At 54.0% G+C, this 14,047-nt stretch carries 16 protein-coding genes; 1 reads left to right on the forward strand and 15 read right to left on the reverse strand.

Features of this window, described 5'->3' with window-relative positions; genetic code table 11:
* Nucleotide 1 precedes the first annotated feature (1 nt).
* Entirely contained in the window at nucleotides 2-2,044 is a 2,043-nt protein-coding gene (locus tag AC0VXT_RS01820; RefSeq protein WP_475547265.1) for a hypothetical protein, read from the reverse strand.
* Nucleotides 2,045-2,070: 26 nt separating this feature from the next.
* On the opposite strand from AC0VXT_RS01820, the gene AC0VXT_RS01825 reads away from it, so the two are divergent.
* Nucleotides 2,071-2,214 carry a hypothetical protein gene (locus AC0VXT_RS01825; RefSeq protein ID WP_475547266.1) on the forward strand — a complete coding sequence of 48 codons (144 nt, stop codon included), beginning with the start codon at nucleotides 2,071-2,073 and terminating at the stop codon, nucleotides 2,212-2,214.
* Here the strand turns inward: AC0VXT_RS01825 and leuB are convergent, their stop codons facing one another.
* From leuB to AC0VXT_RS01895, 14 genes are all read right to left on the reverse strand, one after another.
* A complete protein-coding gene (leuB, locus tag AC0VXT_RS01830; protein ID WP_022731658.1) occupies nucleotides 2,215-3,318 on the reverse strand; it encodes a 3-isopropylmalate dehydrogenase in 1,104 nt (367 codons plus the stop codon).
* Between the two features lie 91 nt (nucleotides 3,319-3,409).
* Complete coding sequence (leuD, locus tag AC0VXT_RS01835) at nucleotides 3,410-4,021, reverse strand: 3-isopropylmalate dehydratase small subunit (RefSeq protein WP_475547267.1); 612 nt, start codon at nucleotides 4,019-4,021, stop codon at nucleotides 3,410-3,412.
* Between the two features lie 4 nt (nucleotides 4,022-4,025).
* A complete protein-coding gene (locus AC0VXT_RS01840) occupies nucleotides 4,026-4,214 on the reverse strand; it encodes a hypothetical protein (protein WP_101303116.1) in 189 nt (62 codons plus the stop codon).
* Between the two features lie 12 nt (nucleotides 4,215-4,226).
* Entirely contained in the window at nucleotides 4,227-5,633 is a 1,407-nt protein-coding gene (gene leuC, locus AC0VXT_RS01845; RefSeq protein WP_101303114.1) for a 3-isopropylmalate dehydratase large subunit, read from the reverse strand.
* A gap of 615 nt (nucleotides 5,634-6,248) precedes the next feature.
* Nucleotides 6,249-6,659 carry a 50S ribosomal protein L19 gene (gene rplS, locus AC0VXT_RS01850; RefSeq protein WP_022731654.1) on the reverse strand — a complete coding sequence of 137 codons (411 nt, stop codon included), beginning with the start codon at nucleotides 6,657-6,659 and terminating at the stop codon, nucleotides 6,249-6,251.
* A 3-nt stretch (nucleotides 6,660-6,662) separates the two neighbouring features.
* Nucleotides 6,663-7,379: a tRNA (guanosine(37)-N1)-methyltransferase TrmD gene (trmD, locus tag AC0VXT_RS01855; RefSeq protein ID WP_475547268.1), complete on the reverse strand. Its 717-nt coding sequence runs from the start codon at nucleotides 7,377-7,379 to the stop codon at nucleotides 6,663-6,665.
* Between the two features lie 3 nt (nucleotides 7,380-7,382).
* The gene (rimM, locus tag AC0VXT_RS01860) at nucleotides 7,383-8,057 is read right to left on the reverse strand and encodes a ribosome maturation factor RimM (protein WP_022731652.1); all 675 of its coding nucleotides are present in this window, start codon (nucleotides 8,055-8,057) and stop codon (nucleotides 7,383-7,385) included.
* A gap of 47 nt (nucleotides 8,058-8,104) precedes the next feature.
* Complete coding sequence (gene rpsP / locus AC0VXT_RS01865) at nucleotides 8,105-8,515, reverse strand: 30S ribosomal protein S16 (protein WP_022731651.1); 411 nt, start codon at nucleotides 8,513-8,515, stop codon at nucleotides 8,105-8,107.
* A 162-nt stretch (nucleotides 8,516-8,677) separates the two neighbouring features.
* Nucleotides 8,678-10,165: a signal recognition particle protein gene (ffh, locus tag AC0VXT_RS01870; protein WP_475547269.1), complete on the reverse strand. Its 1,488-nt coding sequence runs from the start codon at nucleotides 10,163-10,165 to the stop codon at nucleotides 8,678-8,680.
* Nucleotides 10,166-10,397: 232 nt separating this feature from the next.
* A complete protein-coding gene (gene panC / locus AC0VXT_RS01875; RefSeq protein WP_475547270.1) occupies nucleotides 10,398-11,267 on the reverse strand; it encodes a pantoate--beta-alanine ligase in 870 nt (289 codons plus the stop codon).
* A 60-nt stretch (nucleotides 11,268-11,327) separates the two neighbouring features.
* Complete coding sequence (gene panB, locus AC0VXT_RS01880; RefSeq protein WP_475547271.1) at nucleotides 11,328-12,173, reverse strand: 3-methyl-2-oxobutanoate hydroxymethyltransferase; 846 nt, start codon at nucleotides 12,171-12,173, stop codon at nucleotides 11,328-11,330.
* Between the two features lie 214 nt (nucleotides 12,174-12,387).
* The gene (locus tag AC0VXT_RS01885) at nucleotides 12,388-13,086 is read right to left on the reverse strand and encodes a cyclic nucleotide-binding domain-containing protein (protein ID WP_475547272.1); all 699 of its coding nucleotides are present in this window, start codon (nucleotides 13,084-13,086) and stop codon (nucleotides 12,388-12,390) included.
* Nucleotides 13,087-13,165: 79 nt separating this feature from the next.
* Complete coding sequence (gene ccoS / locus AC0VXT_RS01890; RefSeq protein ID WP_475547273.1) at nucleotides 13,166-13,357, reverse strand: cbb3-type cytochrome oxidase assembly protein CcoS; 192 nt, start codon at nucleotides 13,355-13,357, stop codon at nucleotides 13,166-13,168.
* On the reverse strand, nucleotides 13,354-13,995 hold the full coding sequence (locus AC0VXT_RS01895) for an HAD-IC family P-type ATPase (RefSeq protein ID WP_475547274.1): 642 nt from the start codon (nucleotides 13,993-13,995) through the stop codon (nucleotides 13,354-13,356). Before AC0VXT_RS01895 ends, ccoS begins: the two co-directional genes overlap by 4 nt.
* Nucleotides 13,996-14,047 lie beyond the last annotated feature (52 nt).

Below are 14,047 nucleotides of genomic sequence, written 5' to 3' on the forward strand. Positions count from 1 at the left end.
TCTAGTTTGCGTTTTCATTGGCCTGAATGGTCAGTCCCAAAAGATCGGCTGTTGCAGGTGGTTGCATGCCGCCCGCCGCCAGCACGCCAAACGGAACAGGTGCATCGGGTGCCAATGTGATGATCAGGTGCTGTGGATTGCTAAACCAATCGACAAGCTCGGTCAGTGCGTCTGACAGACGAGGATGTTGCGCGAATTTTTCCTGCGTCTGCATCAGGACCATTGCGCCAACCAGTTGCAAGTCCTCGGCGGTTTGGCCATTGCCCTGTGCCGCCAGCCTGAGGAATATTTTCACCAGTTTTTCGCCTTGAACCTCAAGACGGGCACCGTTGAAGCTTGTTTTGGTCAAGGCGATTTGGCGTAGTTTTTCGGTCTGATCAAGGCGGGTTGAAGTCAGTTCACCCATGATTTCGGGTGTAAGATTACCAACACTTGCCGAAAGACTTATGCTGCCAATGTCGTCGATGGATGTTTCTTCGATGTCGTAGGTATAAACACCGCTTTGATCATCCCACGTGACATTGATTTTGCCATTTAGGCTGAGACGGTCAAAGTTTTCCAGGCCGGTCATGCTGGCGATCAGGTCTTTCACCGGTGAGGCGTCGGGTAGTTCGATATACATTCCCTGAACGGCGCTGCGGCCCTTTTTGGCAAAGGTGGTGCCGTTTCCGTCAAAACGGACGGGATCACCGATGCTGGCGGACGCACGATCAATGCCAAACTTAAGGTTCTTGTTGGCATCAGTGTTGCCTGATAGCGAAAGGTCGGACACCAGGAAGCTTTCATAGACCATCGGTGACAGCAGAACGCCAAGATCGCCAAGTGTCTGGTTTTGAGCCTTTTCGATCTGTGCCATCGGATCGTTGCTTGTCGGGGTGCCGTACATTTCAGCAATTTGTTGCATACGGTTTAAAGACACTTTCGATATTTCGAAATGGCCAAGTTTGAAAACCGGCTTGTCTTCATGGTCCATCAGGTCGAACTGAAAATCTGAAACTGCCAGTTTAGCAACCTCGCCGTCTTTCAGGCCGTTGACGGTAACGCTGCCAAGTTTGGTGGTAAATTCGTCCTGAGAACTCGACATTTCGGTGACAGAGAAAGCATCGACCGACAGGTTATCAATCAGATGCTGCCATTCGCGGGCATCCAATTTATTGTTGCTATCAAATGCGTCAGAGCGAATGGATTGTTTCAAATTGGTCAGCGCAATTTCGCCAAAGCTGATTTGCGGTTTGTCGTCTTTGGAGGCTGTCACTTCGGTCAGGCTTATGGCCTGTGCGCCAGATGAACTCAGACCATCAAAGCCAAAGCTGGCAAGGGTGATTTTTTCTTTGTCAGCCAGTTCAAGCAGCACGCCGGTTCCTGACAGGGCAGAGCACAGATCGAAAGGTTTTTCAGATAAGTCGAAGGCTGTTTCGAACGATTGGGTGACGTCGCAATCTGAAAATGAAGCTGTTTCAACAGAAAGGCTTTGTTTTTCAGACGGAAGCTCCAGACTAAGGTTTTGTAAGGTTAATCCCCCAAGTCGGCTTTCGGTAATATCCTCAAGCGCGATCAGATCGGCCTTTGCCGTGCGGCCTAAACCGTCTTCGATGTGAATTCCGGGCAGTTCGGCGGCCTTGGCAGCGTAGTGAATGGCGCCATCCTTTTGGATCATGCGAAGATCAATTAACAACGGGGACGGGGACGATAGACGCCCGTCTTTGTCTTCGATCTGTCCGTTATCGACCGCGACAATACCGGCAAGCGTGTCGTCAAACGGATTGGCACCAAGCAGGGTCAGCCAGTTGACTTGTACGAATTTTACCGCGTCCCCGGTCAGATTGACGCCATCGGCGGTGCGCAGTGACACATCGGTTGCGAATATGGTACCGCCAAAAAGCGATAGCTGGAAATTGTCGAATTCGCCGTGCAGTTCTGATTTAGGATTGGTCAGGTAGCTGCGGAACTGATTTTCAAAGAAAGAAGGGGCGGCGAAATGCGCAGCGGTGGCCGCGATTGCAACGACAGCAACGCCGCCAATAATGATTTTAGTTTTGCTCATGTGGCCCTGCCTGGGTGCGTTTGAAGATGCATTATTTGGATGATTGTATTTCAACACCTTCTGGCGTGCGCGATGCGGTGTCAACCCACCCTAAGGAACAGGACAGCAAACAGGCCGGACTACAAAGTAGCCCGGCCTGTGGGTATCATCGTGGCAGTTTGATCGGTTGATCAGGCCATTTTGTCGAGTTCGTTGATCAGGGCTTCGCCCATCACCGTGGTCGAAACTTTTGCCATGCCAGGCTGCATGATGTCGGCGGTGCGCAGACCACCTTTCAGCACGTTCTGAACAGCGGTTTCGATCATGGTTGCATCATCACCCATGTCAAACGAGTAGCGCAGCATCATGGCAAACGACAGGATGGTGGCCAGCGGGTTGGCGATGTCCTGCCCGGCGATGTCCGGGGCGGAACCGTGTACCGGCTCGTAAAGGGCTTTGCGCGCGCCGGTATCATCGGCGGCACCAAGGGACGCGGATGGCAACATACCGAGCGATCCGGTCAACATGGCCGCACAATCAGACAGAATGTCGCCGAACATGTTGGTGGTGACCATCACGTCGAACTGTTTTGGATTGCGGACCAGCTGCATGGCGGCGTTATCGACATACATGTGGCTGACCTCGACTTCCGGGAAGTCTTTGGCAACGCGTTCGACAACTTCACGCCACAGAACGGTTGATTCGAGAACGTTGGCCTTATCAACAGAACACATGCGCTTGTTGCGTTTCATCGCCATGTCAAAAGCAACGCGTGCAATGCGTTCGACTTCGGGTTCGGAATAGACCAGCGTGTTAAAGCCAAAGCGAACGCCATCGCGTTCTTCGATGCCGCGTGGCTGACCGAAATAGATGCCGCCGGTCAGTTCGCGCAGGATCATGATATCAAGACCCTTAACGATGTCTTCCTTAAGGGTTGATGCACCGACAAGCGCATCAAACACAAGGGCGGGGCGCAGGTTGGCAAACAGGCCCATTTCCTTGCGGATTTTCAAAAGACCGCGTTCCGGTTTGATATCAAACGGAATATCATCCCATTTCGGACCACCAACAGCGCCAAGCAGAACGGCGTCTGCGGCCATGGCTTTGGCAAGCGTTTCGTCGGTCAGCGGATTGTTATGCGCATCAATCGAAGCACCGCCGATCAGGCCTTCGGTGGTTTCGAAATTGACATCGCGCTTTTTCGCCATCCAGTCCATGACGCGCTGAACCTGACGCATGACTTCCGGGCCGATACCGTCGCCCGGCAGCATCAATACTTTTTTGGTGATGGTCATAAATGAATCCTTCCCAGAATATATCGGGGCCATTCACCCCGTAGAGATAAAAAAGGGGCGGCAAACATCGGGCTTGCCACCCCTTTTTGAATTACAGCGACAGCCAGGGCTGGCTTGCAGCACGCTTGGCTTCGAATGCGTTGATGGCGTCGCCCTTTTGCAAGGTCAGTCCGATGTCATCAAGGCCATTGAGCAGGCAATGCTTGCGGAAGGCTTCGACTTCAAACTTGATGCAGCCGCCGTCCGGACCGGTGATTTCCTGTTTTTCAAGGTCAATGGTCACGGTGGCGTTGGAACCACGTTCGGCATCGGACATCAGCTTGTTGACATCTTCGTGCGGTAGACGGATCGGAAGAATGCCGTTCTTAAAGCAGTTGTTATAGAAAATGTCGGCAAAGCTTGGTGCGATTACGCAGCGGATGCCAAAATCAAGCAGCGACCAAGGGGCGTGTTCACGCGAAGAGCCGCAGCCAAAGTTGTCACCCGATACCAGAATCTGTGCTTTGCGATAGGCTGGCTTATTCAGAACGAAATCAGGGATTTCGTTGCCGTTGTTATCGAAGCGCATTTCATCAAACAGGTTCTTGCCAAGGCCGGACCGTTTGATGGTTTTGAGAAACTGTTTGGGAATGATCATGTCGGTATCGACATTGATCATCGGCAGCGGAGCGGCGACGCCGGTCAGTGTGGTGAATTTATCCATTGTCTTATCCCTTGCTTCCGGTTTCCCAAGCGAGACCAAGTGCCTCGATCAATTCTTCGGTTGCGTCAATTTCCTGTGCGACAAAATCGGGCAGGTTAATGCCCGTTAGTTGCGGCAACAGATGTTCGAGCACCGGGGCGCGTCCCAGTCGGGGCGCGCTTTCACGAAAATTGATGAGGGCTTGTTCTGCCATGGGAACCTGTTTTTAACCGAGTTTACGAATGTCAGTCAGATGACCGGTGATCGCAGCCGCTGCTGCCATCGCCGGGCTGACCAGATGGGTGCGACCCCCACGGCCCTGACGGCCTTCGAAGTTACGGTTCGAGGTTGATGCACAACGCTCACCCGGTTCCAGACGGTCCGGGTTCATCGCCAGACACATCGAACAACCCGGCTCACGCCAGTCAAAACCAGCCTCGATAAAGATTTCATGCAGGCCTTCAGCCTCGGCCTGTTCTTTGACCAGACCAGAACCCGGGACGATCATGGCGTTGACGGTTTCGCAAACCTTGCGGCCCTTCGCGACAACGGCAACAGCACGCAGATCTTCGATACGACCGTTGGTGCACGACCCGATAAAGACACGGTCAATCTTGATGTCTTCGATCGGCGTTCCGGCAGTCAGACCCATGTATTCCAGCGAACGGGCAATGGCTTTTTGTTTGCCCGGATCGGAAACATCGGTCGGAGCCGGGACTTTGCCGGTGACCGGAACGACGTCTTCCGGGCTGGTGCCCCAAGTGACCTGCGGAACGATATCGCCTGCATCAAGTTCGACAATCTTGTCGTAATGCGCACCTTCGTCAGACGGCAGGGTCTTCCAGTATTCGACGGCCTGTTCGTATGCGGCACCCTTTGGCGCCATCGGACGGCCTTTGATGTACTCAAAGGTTTTTTCATCCGGTGCGATCAGGCCAGCGCGTGCGCCACCTTCGATCGACATGTTGCAAACCGTCATGCGGCCTTCGACCGACAGGGCGCGGATGGCAGAACCGGCATATTCGATGACGTAGCCGGTACCGCCAGCAGTACCGATGCGCCCGATGATGGCAAGGGTGATGTCCTTGGCGGTCACACCCGGATGCAGATCGCCTTCGACCTTGACCAGCATGTTCTTTGCCGGTTTTTGAACCAGCGTCTGGGTGGCGAGAACATGTTCGACTTCGGACGTGCCGATGCCAAAGGCCAGTGCGCCGAATGCACCGTGGGTGGAGGTGTGCGAGTCACCGCAAACCATTGTCACACCAGGAAGGGTGAAGCCTTCTTCGGGGCCGACAATATGGACAATGCCCTGACGCAGGTCAGACATCGGGAAGTAATGAATGCCGGTGTCGGCAGCATTTTTATCAAGGGTTTCAACCTGAATGCGGCTGTCTTCTTCCTTGATGCCTTCGGAGCGATCAGACGTCGGAACGTTGTGATCGGGCACGGCAAGGGTCAATTCAGGATGGCGCACTTTGCGACCGGTATTACGAAGGCCTTCAAAGGCCTGCGGGCTGGTCACTTCATGGACAAGATGACGGTCAATATAAATCAGGCAGGTTCCATCATCCTGCGTGTCGACCACATGGCTTTCCCAAATCTTGTCAAAAAGGGTTTTAGGCGCACCCATCTCGACCTCCTCTTAAAATCGATCTCATATGCAGCGACGATCAGACTTTGGTGCGCAGATCGGACATTAAACCGGGGATTTCGACCGAATAACACCCGTGGGGTGCGATACGGTTTGGCGCGCTTGGTCGCCTGTTCCTCCGGGCATCCGGGTTTATCCCGGCTTGCGAAATATTATTATCCAGAACCGCGCGGGTTTGATCGTTTTTGCCGCGGGAGTGCCTTTATACACCTCGGTCCTTAAATCGCAAGCCGCCGGGCGGGTGTTTTTCCGTGTGGCACACCCTTAAATGGATTCGTGGGAAAAACAGCATCCCATAGTAGCTAAATGCGACAGAATCGCGATAAATAAGGGATATCTGATATAATGAAAGCTGATGAAAATATCGTATGGTTTCTGCGGGATTGGGAAATCGGGTGGAAATCATGCGATTCGGTATAATGCACGCATAGGATGTATTTCTGTGTGCTTGATCACTTGTGAGCTGGTCCGGGGCTCTTTGGCTTTCAGGTGATCACGTCATCAGGTCGGATTTGCCCGTGGGTCTGACAAAATAAAACGGGCCCACCCGAAGGTGAGCCCGCTTATTCTTCCGACACATCGGAACGCCAAGAATTACTTCTTGTTTTTGGTGCGTTCTGCGGCGGTCAGTTTGCCTTTGTGGCCGGTGGTCTGCTCGGCGATACGTGCAGATTTACCGGTACGACCACGAAGGTAGTAAAGTTTTGCGCGACGAACGTCACCGCGGCGAACGACTTCGATTTTGTCGATGGCCGGGGAGTAGTTCTGGAATACGCGCTCAACACCTTCGCCCGATGCGATTTTACGCACGGTGAAGGAAGAGTTCAGGCCGCGGTTCTTACGCGCAATGCATACGCCTTCGAACATCTGGATACGCTCGCGGGTACCTTCAATGACTTTCAGGTGTACACGAATGGTATCACCTGCGTCGAATTCCGGGACTTCGCGCTTTGCAGCGATTTTGTCGAGCTGCTCGGTCTCGAGCTGCTGGATGATATTGGTCATGGTTTAACCCTCTTTGATGTGCCCGTTTGCAACATACGCGTCCCAAAGGTCGGGTCGCCGCTCACGGGTAATTTCTTCTGCCTGAGCATGCCGCCAGGCTTGTACCTTGGCATGATGACCGGAAAGCAAAATCTCCGGCACGTCACGCCCGTTCCAATTGGCCGGGCGCGTGTAATGCGGATATTCAAGCAACCCGGTTTCAAAGCTTTCCTCATCAACGGAGGCGGTCGTATTGACCGTTCCCTCGATCAGGCGAATGCACGATTCAATCAGGACCATGGCCGGCAGTTCGCCGCCCATGAGGATGTAATCACCGATGCTGACCTCTTCGGCCTGATGTGCATCCAGAACCCGTTGGTCGATACCTTCGTAACGACCGCAAAGCAGGATGGCACCCGGACCCATTGCCAATTCACGGCAACGTTTCTGGTTCAGCACTTTTCCCCGCGGGCTGAGGTAAATCAGCGGTAACTGCGGTGCAGATGCACGCAATTCCGACAGGGCGGCGTTGACAATATCCGGGCGCATGACCATACCGGCCCCGCCCCCAAAAGGATTGTCGTCTACAGTGCGGTGGCGGTCGGTTGCATGATCGCGGATGTCTTTGACATCAAGCGACCAGATCCCGTTTTCGAGCGCCCGGCCAGCCAAGGACTGACCCAGAACGCCCGGAAACATTTCCGGGAACAATGTTGCAACTTTTGCCTGCCACACAGACATCGATCAGGCCTCCTTCCCGCTGCCGGTCGCGTTTTCCGCGCCTACTGCATCAGCAGAGACGGCATCAGAATCGCGGTCGGCCTGAGAGTCTTTGCGAGATTTGTTCGGACGACGTGCGCGATTGCCCGGTCCTTCCTCATCTTGCAGTAGCCCCTCGGGCGGATTTACCACCAGCTTGCGTTCCGACAGAACCACCTCTGGCACAGCTTCCTTGGTAAACGGAAGAACAACAACCTTGCCCCGGACTTCTTCAAGCGCGACTTCGATAACATCGCCTGCGCCAAAATCAGCCACACCCCGTACGGTGCCAAACAGCGAACCATCAATGTGGTAAGCCGTCAGACCAACAAGGTCAGCAAGATAAAATTCGTCTTCGTCTATCGTTTCAGGCAGTGCCGTCCGCGGTACATGTAGCTTGGTTCCCCGCAGCCGTTCGGCGGCGTCCCGGTCGTCCACACCTTCGATCTTTGCGATCAACTGGTCGCGGACATGTCCGACAGGGGACAGCTTGTATTTCAAGCGGCCCTTGGCATCGAACAACGGGCCGTAACCGACAAGGTTATCCGGGTCAACGGTATAGCTTTTGACGCGGACAGCACCACGCACCCCGTGTGGAGCGGTGATCATGCCAACGCAGACATAAGCGTCGTCGTTTTTGGATTTGCGGGTATCAGCCATTTCGGTTCACAAGTTTCCGGTATCTGATCAAAGCGTACGTTCAGCGATTACTCGCCAGCAGCTTCTTCAGCAGGTGCTGCTGCTTCGGCAGCGGCTTCCGCAGCAGCGGCAGCAGCAGCTTCAACTTTTTCAGCTTTTTCGCGAAGACGTTCCTGAGCTTTCGCTTTTGGAGCAGACTTCTGCGGCTGTTCGGTCGGTTTGAACGCTTCGGCCAGGCCAGCTTTGCCCAGGAAACGTGCAACGCGTTCGGTCGGCTGTGCGCCAACTGAAAGCCAATATTTGATGCGTTCTTCTTTGAAGGTTACGCGGGTATCAGAATCCTTCGGGAGCATCGGGTCGTAAGTACCGACACGCTCGATGAAGCTGCCGTCACGCGGGGCACGAACGTCAGCAACTACGATACGGTAGTACGGACGCTTTTTGGCACCGCCACGGGAAAGACGAATCTTAACAGCCATTCGGATAAGTTCCTTTCAGCTTGGGTTTGTAGTCTTCTACATCATGGCCCCGAGGGGCCTATTCATTTAGTCTATGGGCGCCGGCTTTACGGGCCGGTTTGGTTCCTGATCAGAATTCGGTACGAACACTTTCAGGAACACGTTCGAGTATCTGGGGTCTGGCTATTTCTTCTTGCCGAACCCCGGAAATCCAGGAGGCATGCCACCGCCGCCCCCTAATCCCGGGAAGCCGGGCGGTAAACCGCCGCCGCTACCGGTTAATCCTTTTGGCAAATTATTCAGGTCGGGCATGTCCCCGCCTTCAAGCATTGCCGGGTCCATTTTCGGCATGCCGCCAAACAGACCCTTTTTACCCATCTTGCCCATCTTTTTGATCATGGTGGACATGGTCTGGTATTGTTTCAGAAGCTTGTTCACATCCTGAACGGATAGTCCGCAACCTGCGGCAATACGCTTTTTGCGTGATGCCTTGATCAGGGCCGGGTTTTCACGTTCCTTGGGCGTCATCGACAGGATGATGGCTTCCTGGTGGGGCAGAAGTTTCGGATCGAGCTTGGTCTGCGACATCTGCTTTTTCAGTGCGCCCATGCCCGGCAACATTCCCATGATGCCCGAAAGATCACCCATGTTCTGAAGCTGTTTGAGCTGGGACAGAAGATCGTTGAGGTCAAACTGACCTTTACGAAGCTTCTTGGCCATTTTTTCGGCGTCTTCGGCCTTGATGTTCTCAGCGGCTTTTTCAACAAGGCTGACAACATCGCCCATGCCGAGAATGCGGTTGGCAATACGATCAGGATGGAAGGCCTCCATCTCGTCGATTTTTTCGCCAACACCAAGCATCTTGATCGGGCAGCCGGTAATCTGACGCATCGAAAGTGCTGCACCACCACGTGCATCGCCGTCAACACGGGTCAGAACAATCCCGGTGATGCCGACTTTTTCGGCAAATTCCTTGGCGACATTGACCGAGTCTTGACCGGTCATTGCATCGGTGACGAGCAGGGTCTCAACCGGGTTGACCGCATCACGGACCTGGGCGACTTCGCTCATCAGTTCCATGTCGATATGCAGGCGACCAGCGGTATCAAGGATCACCGCGTCGTAACCTTCTTTGCGGCCCATATCCATGGCGCGCTTGGCAATCGAGACCGGCTTTTCGCCCATAACGATCGGAAGGATACCCAAACCATTATCGTCGGCCAGAACCTTCAGCTGCTGCTGGGCGGCTGGACGGTAAATATCGAGTGATGCCAGAAGGACTTTTTTATTGCGCTTTTTGGTGAGGTGCAGCGCGATTTTGGCGGAACTGGTGGTTTTACCCGAGCCCTGCAGACCGACCATCAAGATTGGAACGGGCGGGGTGGAAGCAAGATTTATCTCTTCGCCTTCGCCGAGCATGTTTTTAAGTTCGTCATGGACGATCTTAACAACCATCTGACCCGGTGTGACCGAGCGCAGAACATCCGCGCCAATCGCACGTTCGGTTGCATTGGAGATGAAGGTTTTAACGACCGGCAGCGCCACGTCAGCCTCAAGCAAGGCGACGCGTACTTCGCGCATGGCTTCCTTGACGTCGGATTCCTTGAGCGCGCCACGTTTGCGCAGCTTATCAAGAACCCCGCCAAGGCGATCGCTTAGTCCTTCAAACATTCCAAATCCCGTCTGTGTTGCTGGTGTTTCCACCGTGTGCGCACAAAAAACTAAAACCCAGTGCTCGAAAACTCGAGGACTGGGGGAGTCACCTCTGGGGCGACCTTTGGTAGGCAGGGTTTATGGGATCGGCTGTCGGGAGTCAAGCGCTATTGGGCGCAAAAGCGCAGAACATCGCGCTTTTTGAGTCAATTACGTCCCAATCAGTGATTCTGCCAGCCCAACCGGGTGTTTAACCCGCAGTATGAGAAGGCTCAATCGCGTGATTGTCAATCAAACGGGCCTTGCCAAGACGGGCGGCAACGAAGACTCGCGCCGGTTTGGTGACGGTTTGCGTGACAAGGTCAAGTGTCTGCGCATCGCGGATTTCAAGATAGTCAATCGGATCAAAACCCGCCGACAAAATATCTTCGCGCCCCTTGGCCAAAAGCGGGCCAATGTCGGCCCCGGAGGTCGCCGCAGCGGTGATAGAGGCGAGAACGCGGTTCAGTGTCGGGGCAATCGCGCGTTCATCGGGTGTCAGGTATCGGTTGCGTGATGACATGGCCAAGCCGTCTTTTTCGCGCAGGATTTTTGCACCTATGATCTCGACCGGGATGTTGAGGTCGGCGCTAAACCGGCGAATGACCATCAGTTGCTGATAGTCCTTCTGGCCGAAAATTGCGCAATCAGGCAAGGCTTGCAGCAAAAGCTTGGTGACGATCTGGGCGACCCCGTCAAAGTGGCCGGGCCGGGCCGCACCACATAAAACGTTGGTCATGCCGTCATCGACATGCACCTTGGTGGCAAAGCCGTCAGGGTACATTTCATCAACCGAGGGCGCAAAACACAAGGCGACCCCGGCGCCATCAAGCAATTTCTGATCATCAGGAAGGGTGCGTGGATAGGCACCGAAATCCTCGTCCGGGGAAAACTGGGTCGGATTGACAAAGATGCTGACGATCACGCGGTCAGCGTGTTCAAGGGCCAGTTTCGTCAGGCTGATATGGCCGTCATGAAGCGCGCCCATGGTCGGGACCAAGGCAACACGAAGACCTTCGGCGCGCCAACTGGCGACAGTCGCGCGCAGATCAGCGACAGTGTGAACAGTCGTAAGGGACATCTTTATCGTCGAACCGAAAATTTCCAGAAATTGCGGCGGTCATATGGGCAGGTTTAGCCCTTAAACCGCGCGCAAGTTACCTTTTTTCGCAATGCCAAAGCAATGTTCATCCGATGGGAATTTCCGGGTACGGACTTCCTCGGCATATTTGCCAACTGCTTCTGATACGGAATCCCCAAGGTTGGCATAGCGTTTCACGAATTTCGGGGTGAAATCGGAAAACAGCCCAAGGATATCTTCGGTCACCAAAACCTGACCGTCACAGGCAACCGATGCTCCAATGCCGATGGTCGGGATATCGATGGTTTCGGTGATCTGGCGTGCGACGCCTTCGACCGTTCCTTCGACGACGACGCAAAAGGCACCGGCCTTGGCAACAGCCTTGGCATCGGTGATCATTTTCTGGGCGGCATCATCGCCGCGTCCCTGACTTTTAAACCCGCCCATGGTATTGACCTGTTGGGGCATCAGGCCGATATGGGCCATGACAGGAACGCCGCGTGCATTAAGAAACTCGATGGTTTCAGCCATTTCAGACCCACCTTCAAGCTTCACCGCAGCACAGCCGGTCTCGGCCAGAATATGCGATGCTGTCTGGAACGCCTGTTCCTTGGAACCCTGATAGCTGCCAAAGGGCAGATCAACAACAACGCAGGCGTTTTGTGATCCGCGCATGACGGCTTTGCCATGGTTGACCATCATGTTAACGGTGACGGCAAGGGTACTTTCCATGCCGTAAACAACCATGCCCAGTGAATCGCCAACCAAAAGCAGGTCGCAATGTTCATCAAGGCGTTGAGCCATCGGTGTTGTATAGGCCGTCAGGCAGACAATCGGTTCAAGGCCCTTGCGGGCACGGAGTTGTGGAACGGAAACCCGCCCCGTCTTCTTGCTGGTGGCACTCATGACGTTTCTCCCCCGGTCCTACCGGAATTTGCTGCCCGATCTATGTCAGGCGAGGGGTCATGTTTACAATATGATGACCATTTGCGGGAAATGTTTTTTCGCAATCGCGAAATAAGTAATTCGGCCAATAGCGTGCAATTAAGCGATGTTTACCCGTGCTTTTCGAAGGTTATTGACCGATTTGGACAAATTGCGTTGCACGCGCACAGTAAAATTACAGACCTTCGGCAAGATCTTCGAGCATCTCGCGACCGACGGCTTCAATATGGCGGTTGTCTTTTAGTGAAATCGTGGCTTCCTTGCGCAGCTGGGTCAGGGTGCGCGACACGGTTTCAATGGTCAGGCCAAGATAATCGGCAATGTCTGAACGGCTCATGGGCACGCTGATCATGTCGCTGTCTTCGCCGCGATGTTCCTGACGGCGGGCCAGCATTAACAGGAAGGATGCTACTTTTTCCTTGGCGGTTTTACGACCGAGCAAAAGCATCTGGTCCTGTGCGGCAGCCAATTCATCGACAGCCATTCCCAGCATGCGTTTTTCAAGCTGCGGGAAGTCATCAAACAGTTTTTCAAGCTTTTGACGCGGAAAACGGCACGCGGTTACCGGCTCAACCGCCTCGGCGGTGTAGCTGTAATTTGTATTGAGTGCCAAACCCAGAAAGTCACCGGCAAACAGAAAACCGGTGATCTGACGGCGGCCATCGCCAAGAAGCTTGTAAAGTTTTACCGAGCCCGACGTGATGTTGAACACATAGTCAGCGTCTTCGGCTTCGTGGAAGATGGTATTATGACCGTCAAACTGAACATGGGTCAGAATTTGGCGCAAATGATCATGCTCTGATCCGTGCAAAGACGAGCAGAACGTCAGGTCCTTAATAGAACAGGCTTCGCAAAGTTGTGGGCGGACTGCCATTGCAAACTCCGTTGCTCGTAATCCAAGACGTTCAGGCAATGACAATCTATGCGATTAGGCAGGTATATTTCAAGCTATTCTAACTCTTGTCTTGTGTAGTTTGATCGAGATTTTTATGTGGTGGGGTTTCATCGTCATCATCAAACAGGATGCGATTGGCGGCCCCTTCCATATCGTCGAACTGTCCGGATTTGAGCGCCCATAGAAATGCCCCCAAGCCAAGCAAGCCAAGAAACAGTGCAATCGGGATCAGCAGCAAAAGGTTGCTCATGTGATTGGGGCTCCGGCGTGTTGAGGGGCGGGCGAGGTTTGTGAGTACGACGGACTGCGGGTTTGTTTGCCATTTGCGTGCAGGCGTAAGGCATTGGCAATCACCACCAGCGAAGACGATGACATGGCAATTGCCGCAATCAACGGTGTGACCAATCCCGATACCGCAAGCGGGATGGTGATCAGGTTATAGGTAAAGGAGATGGCGAAATTTTGCCGGACAAGCCGGTCGGCTTTACGCGCGATATCAAGGGCTTCGATCACTGTGCCAAGACGGTCGCCCTGAAAGACAATGTCAGCTGCATTCTGACTAATTTCGGCCGCACTGGCGGGGGACATTGATGCGTGGGCGGCCGCCAAGGCCGGGGCATCATTGATGCCGTCACCGACCATCAGGTCAAACATACCGGCGTCACGTCGTTTTTGAATATGGGCGGCCTTGTCGGTTGGTGTCAGGCGGGCACGCCATTTGGTAATGCCAAGTCGTTCGGCAAATTGTCGCACCGTTTGTTCGCGGTCGCCGGAAAGAAGGCTGATGTCAAACCCGTCGTTGCGCAGATGTTCGATGATCTCGCTGGCATCAGCGCGCGGGGTATCGCGAAACACAAAGCGGACCGGGGATTGGCCCGGTTGCGTCATCCAGATTTCAGGTCCGTAAATGTCACTGGGAAGATCGGCCTGTTCGGCGACA

Source organism: Thalassospira sp. Z349TD_5 (assembly GCF_056173045.1).

Coding starts and splice junctions, on each gene's coding strand:
- AC0VXT_RS01820 (WP_475547265.1), bottom strand. CDS start 2,044: ATGAGCAAAACTAAAATCATTATTGGCGGCGTTGCTGTCGTTGCAATC.
- AC0VXT_RS01825 (WP_475547266.1), top strand. CDS start 2,071: ATGCATTATTTGGATGATTGTATTTCAACACCTTCTGGCGTGCGCGAT.
- leuB (WP_022731658.1), bottom strand. CDS start 3,318: ATGACCATCACCAAAAAAGTATTGATGCTGCCGGGCGACGGTATCGGC.
- leuD (WP_475547267.1), bottom strand. CDS start 4,021: ATGGATAAATTCACCACACTGACCGGCGTCGCCGCTCCGCTGCCGATG.
- AC0VXT_RS01840 (WP_101303116.1), bottom strand. CDS start 4,214: ATGGCAGAACAAGCCCTCATCAATTTTCGTGAAAGCGCGCCCCGACTG.
- leuC (WP_101303114.1), bottom strand. CDS start 5,633: ATGGGTGCGCCTAAAACCCTTTTTGACAAGATTTGGGAAAGCCATGTG.
- rplS (WP_022731654.1), bottom strand. CDS start 6,659: ATGACCAATATCATCCAGCAGCTCGAGACCGAGCAGCTCGACAAAATC.
- trmD (WP_475547268.1), bottom strand. CDS start 7,379: ATGTCTGTGTGGCAGGCAAAAGTTGCAACATTGTTCCCGGAAATGTTT.
- rimM (WP_022731652.1), bottom strand. CDS start 8,057: ATGGCTGATACCCGCAAATCCAAAAACGACGACGCTTATGTCTGCGTT.
- rpsP (WP_022731651.1), bottom strand. CDS start 8,515: ATGGCTGTTAAGATTCGTCTTTCCCGTGGCGGTGCCAAAAAGCGTCCG.
- ffh (WP_475547269.1), bottom strand. CDS start 10,165: ATGTTTGAAGGACTAAGCGATCGCCTTGGCGGGGTTCTTGATAAGCTG.
- panC (WP_475547270.1), bottom strand. CDS start 11,267: ATGTCCCTTACGACTGTTCACACTGTCGCTGATCTGCGCGCGACTGTC.
- panB (WP_475547271.1), bottom strand. CDS start 12,173: ATGAGTGCCACCAGCAAGAAGACGGGGCGGGTTTCCGTTCCACAACTC.
- AC0VXT_RS01885 (WP_475547272.1), bottom strand. CDS start 13,086: ATGGCAGTCCGCCCACAACTTTGCGAAGCCTGTTCTATTAAGGACCTG.
- ccoS (WP_475547273.1), bottom strand. CDS start 13,357: ATGAGCAACCTTTTGCTGCTGATCCCGATTGCACTGTTTCTTGGCTTG.
- AC0VXT_RS01895 (WP_475547274.1), bottom strand. CDS start 13,995: ATGACGCAACCGGGCCAATCCCCGGTCCGCTTTGTGTTTCGCGATACC.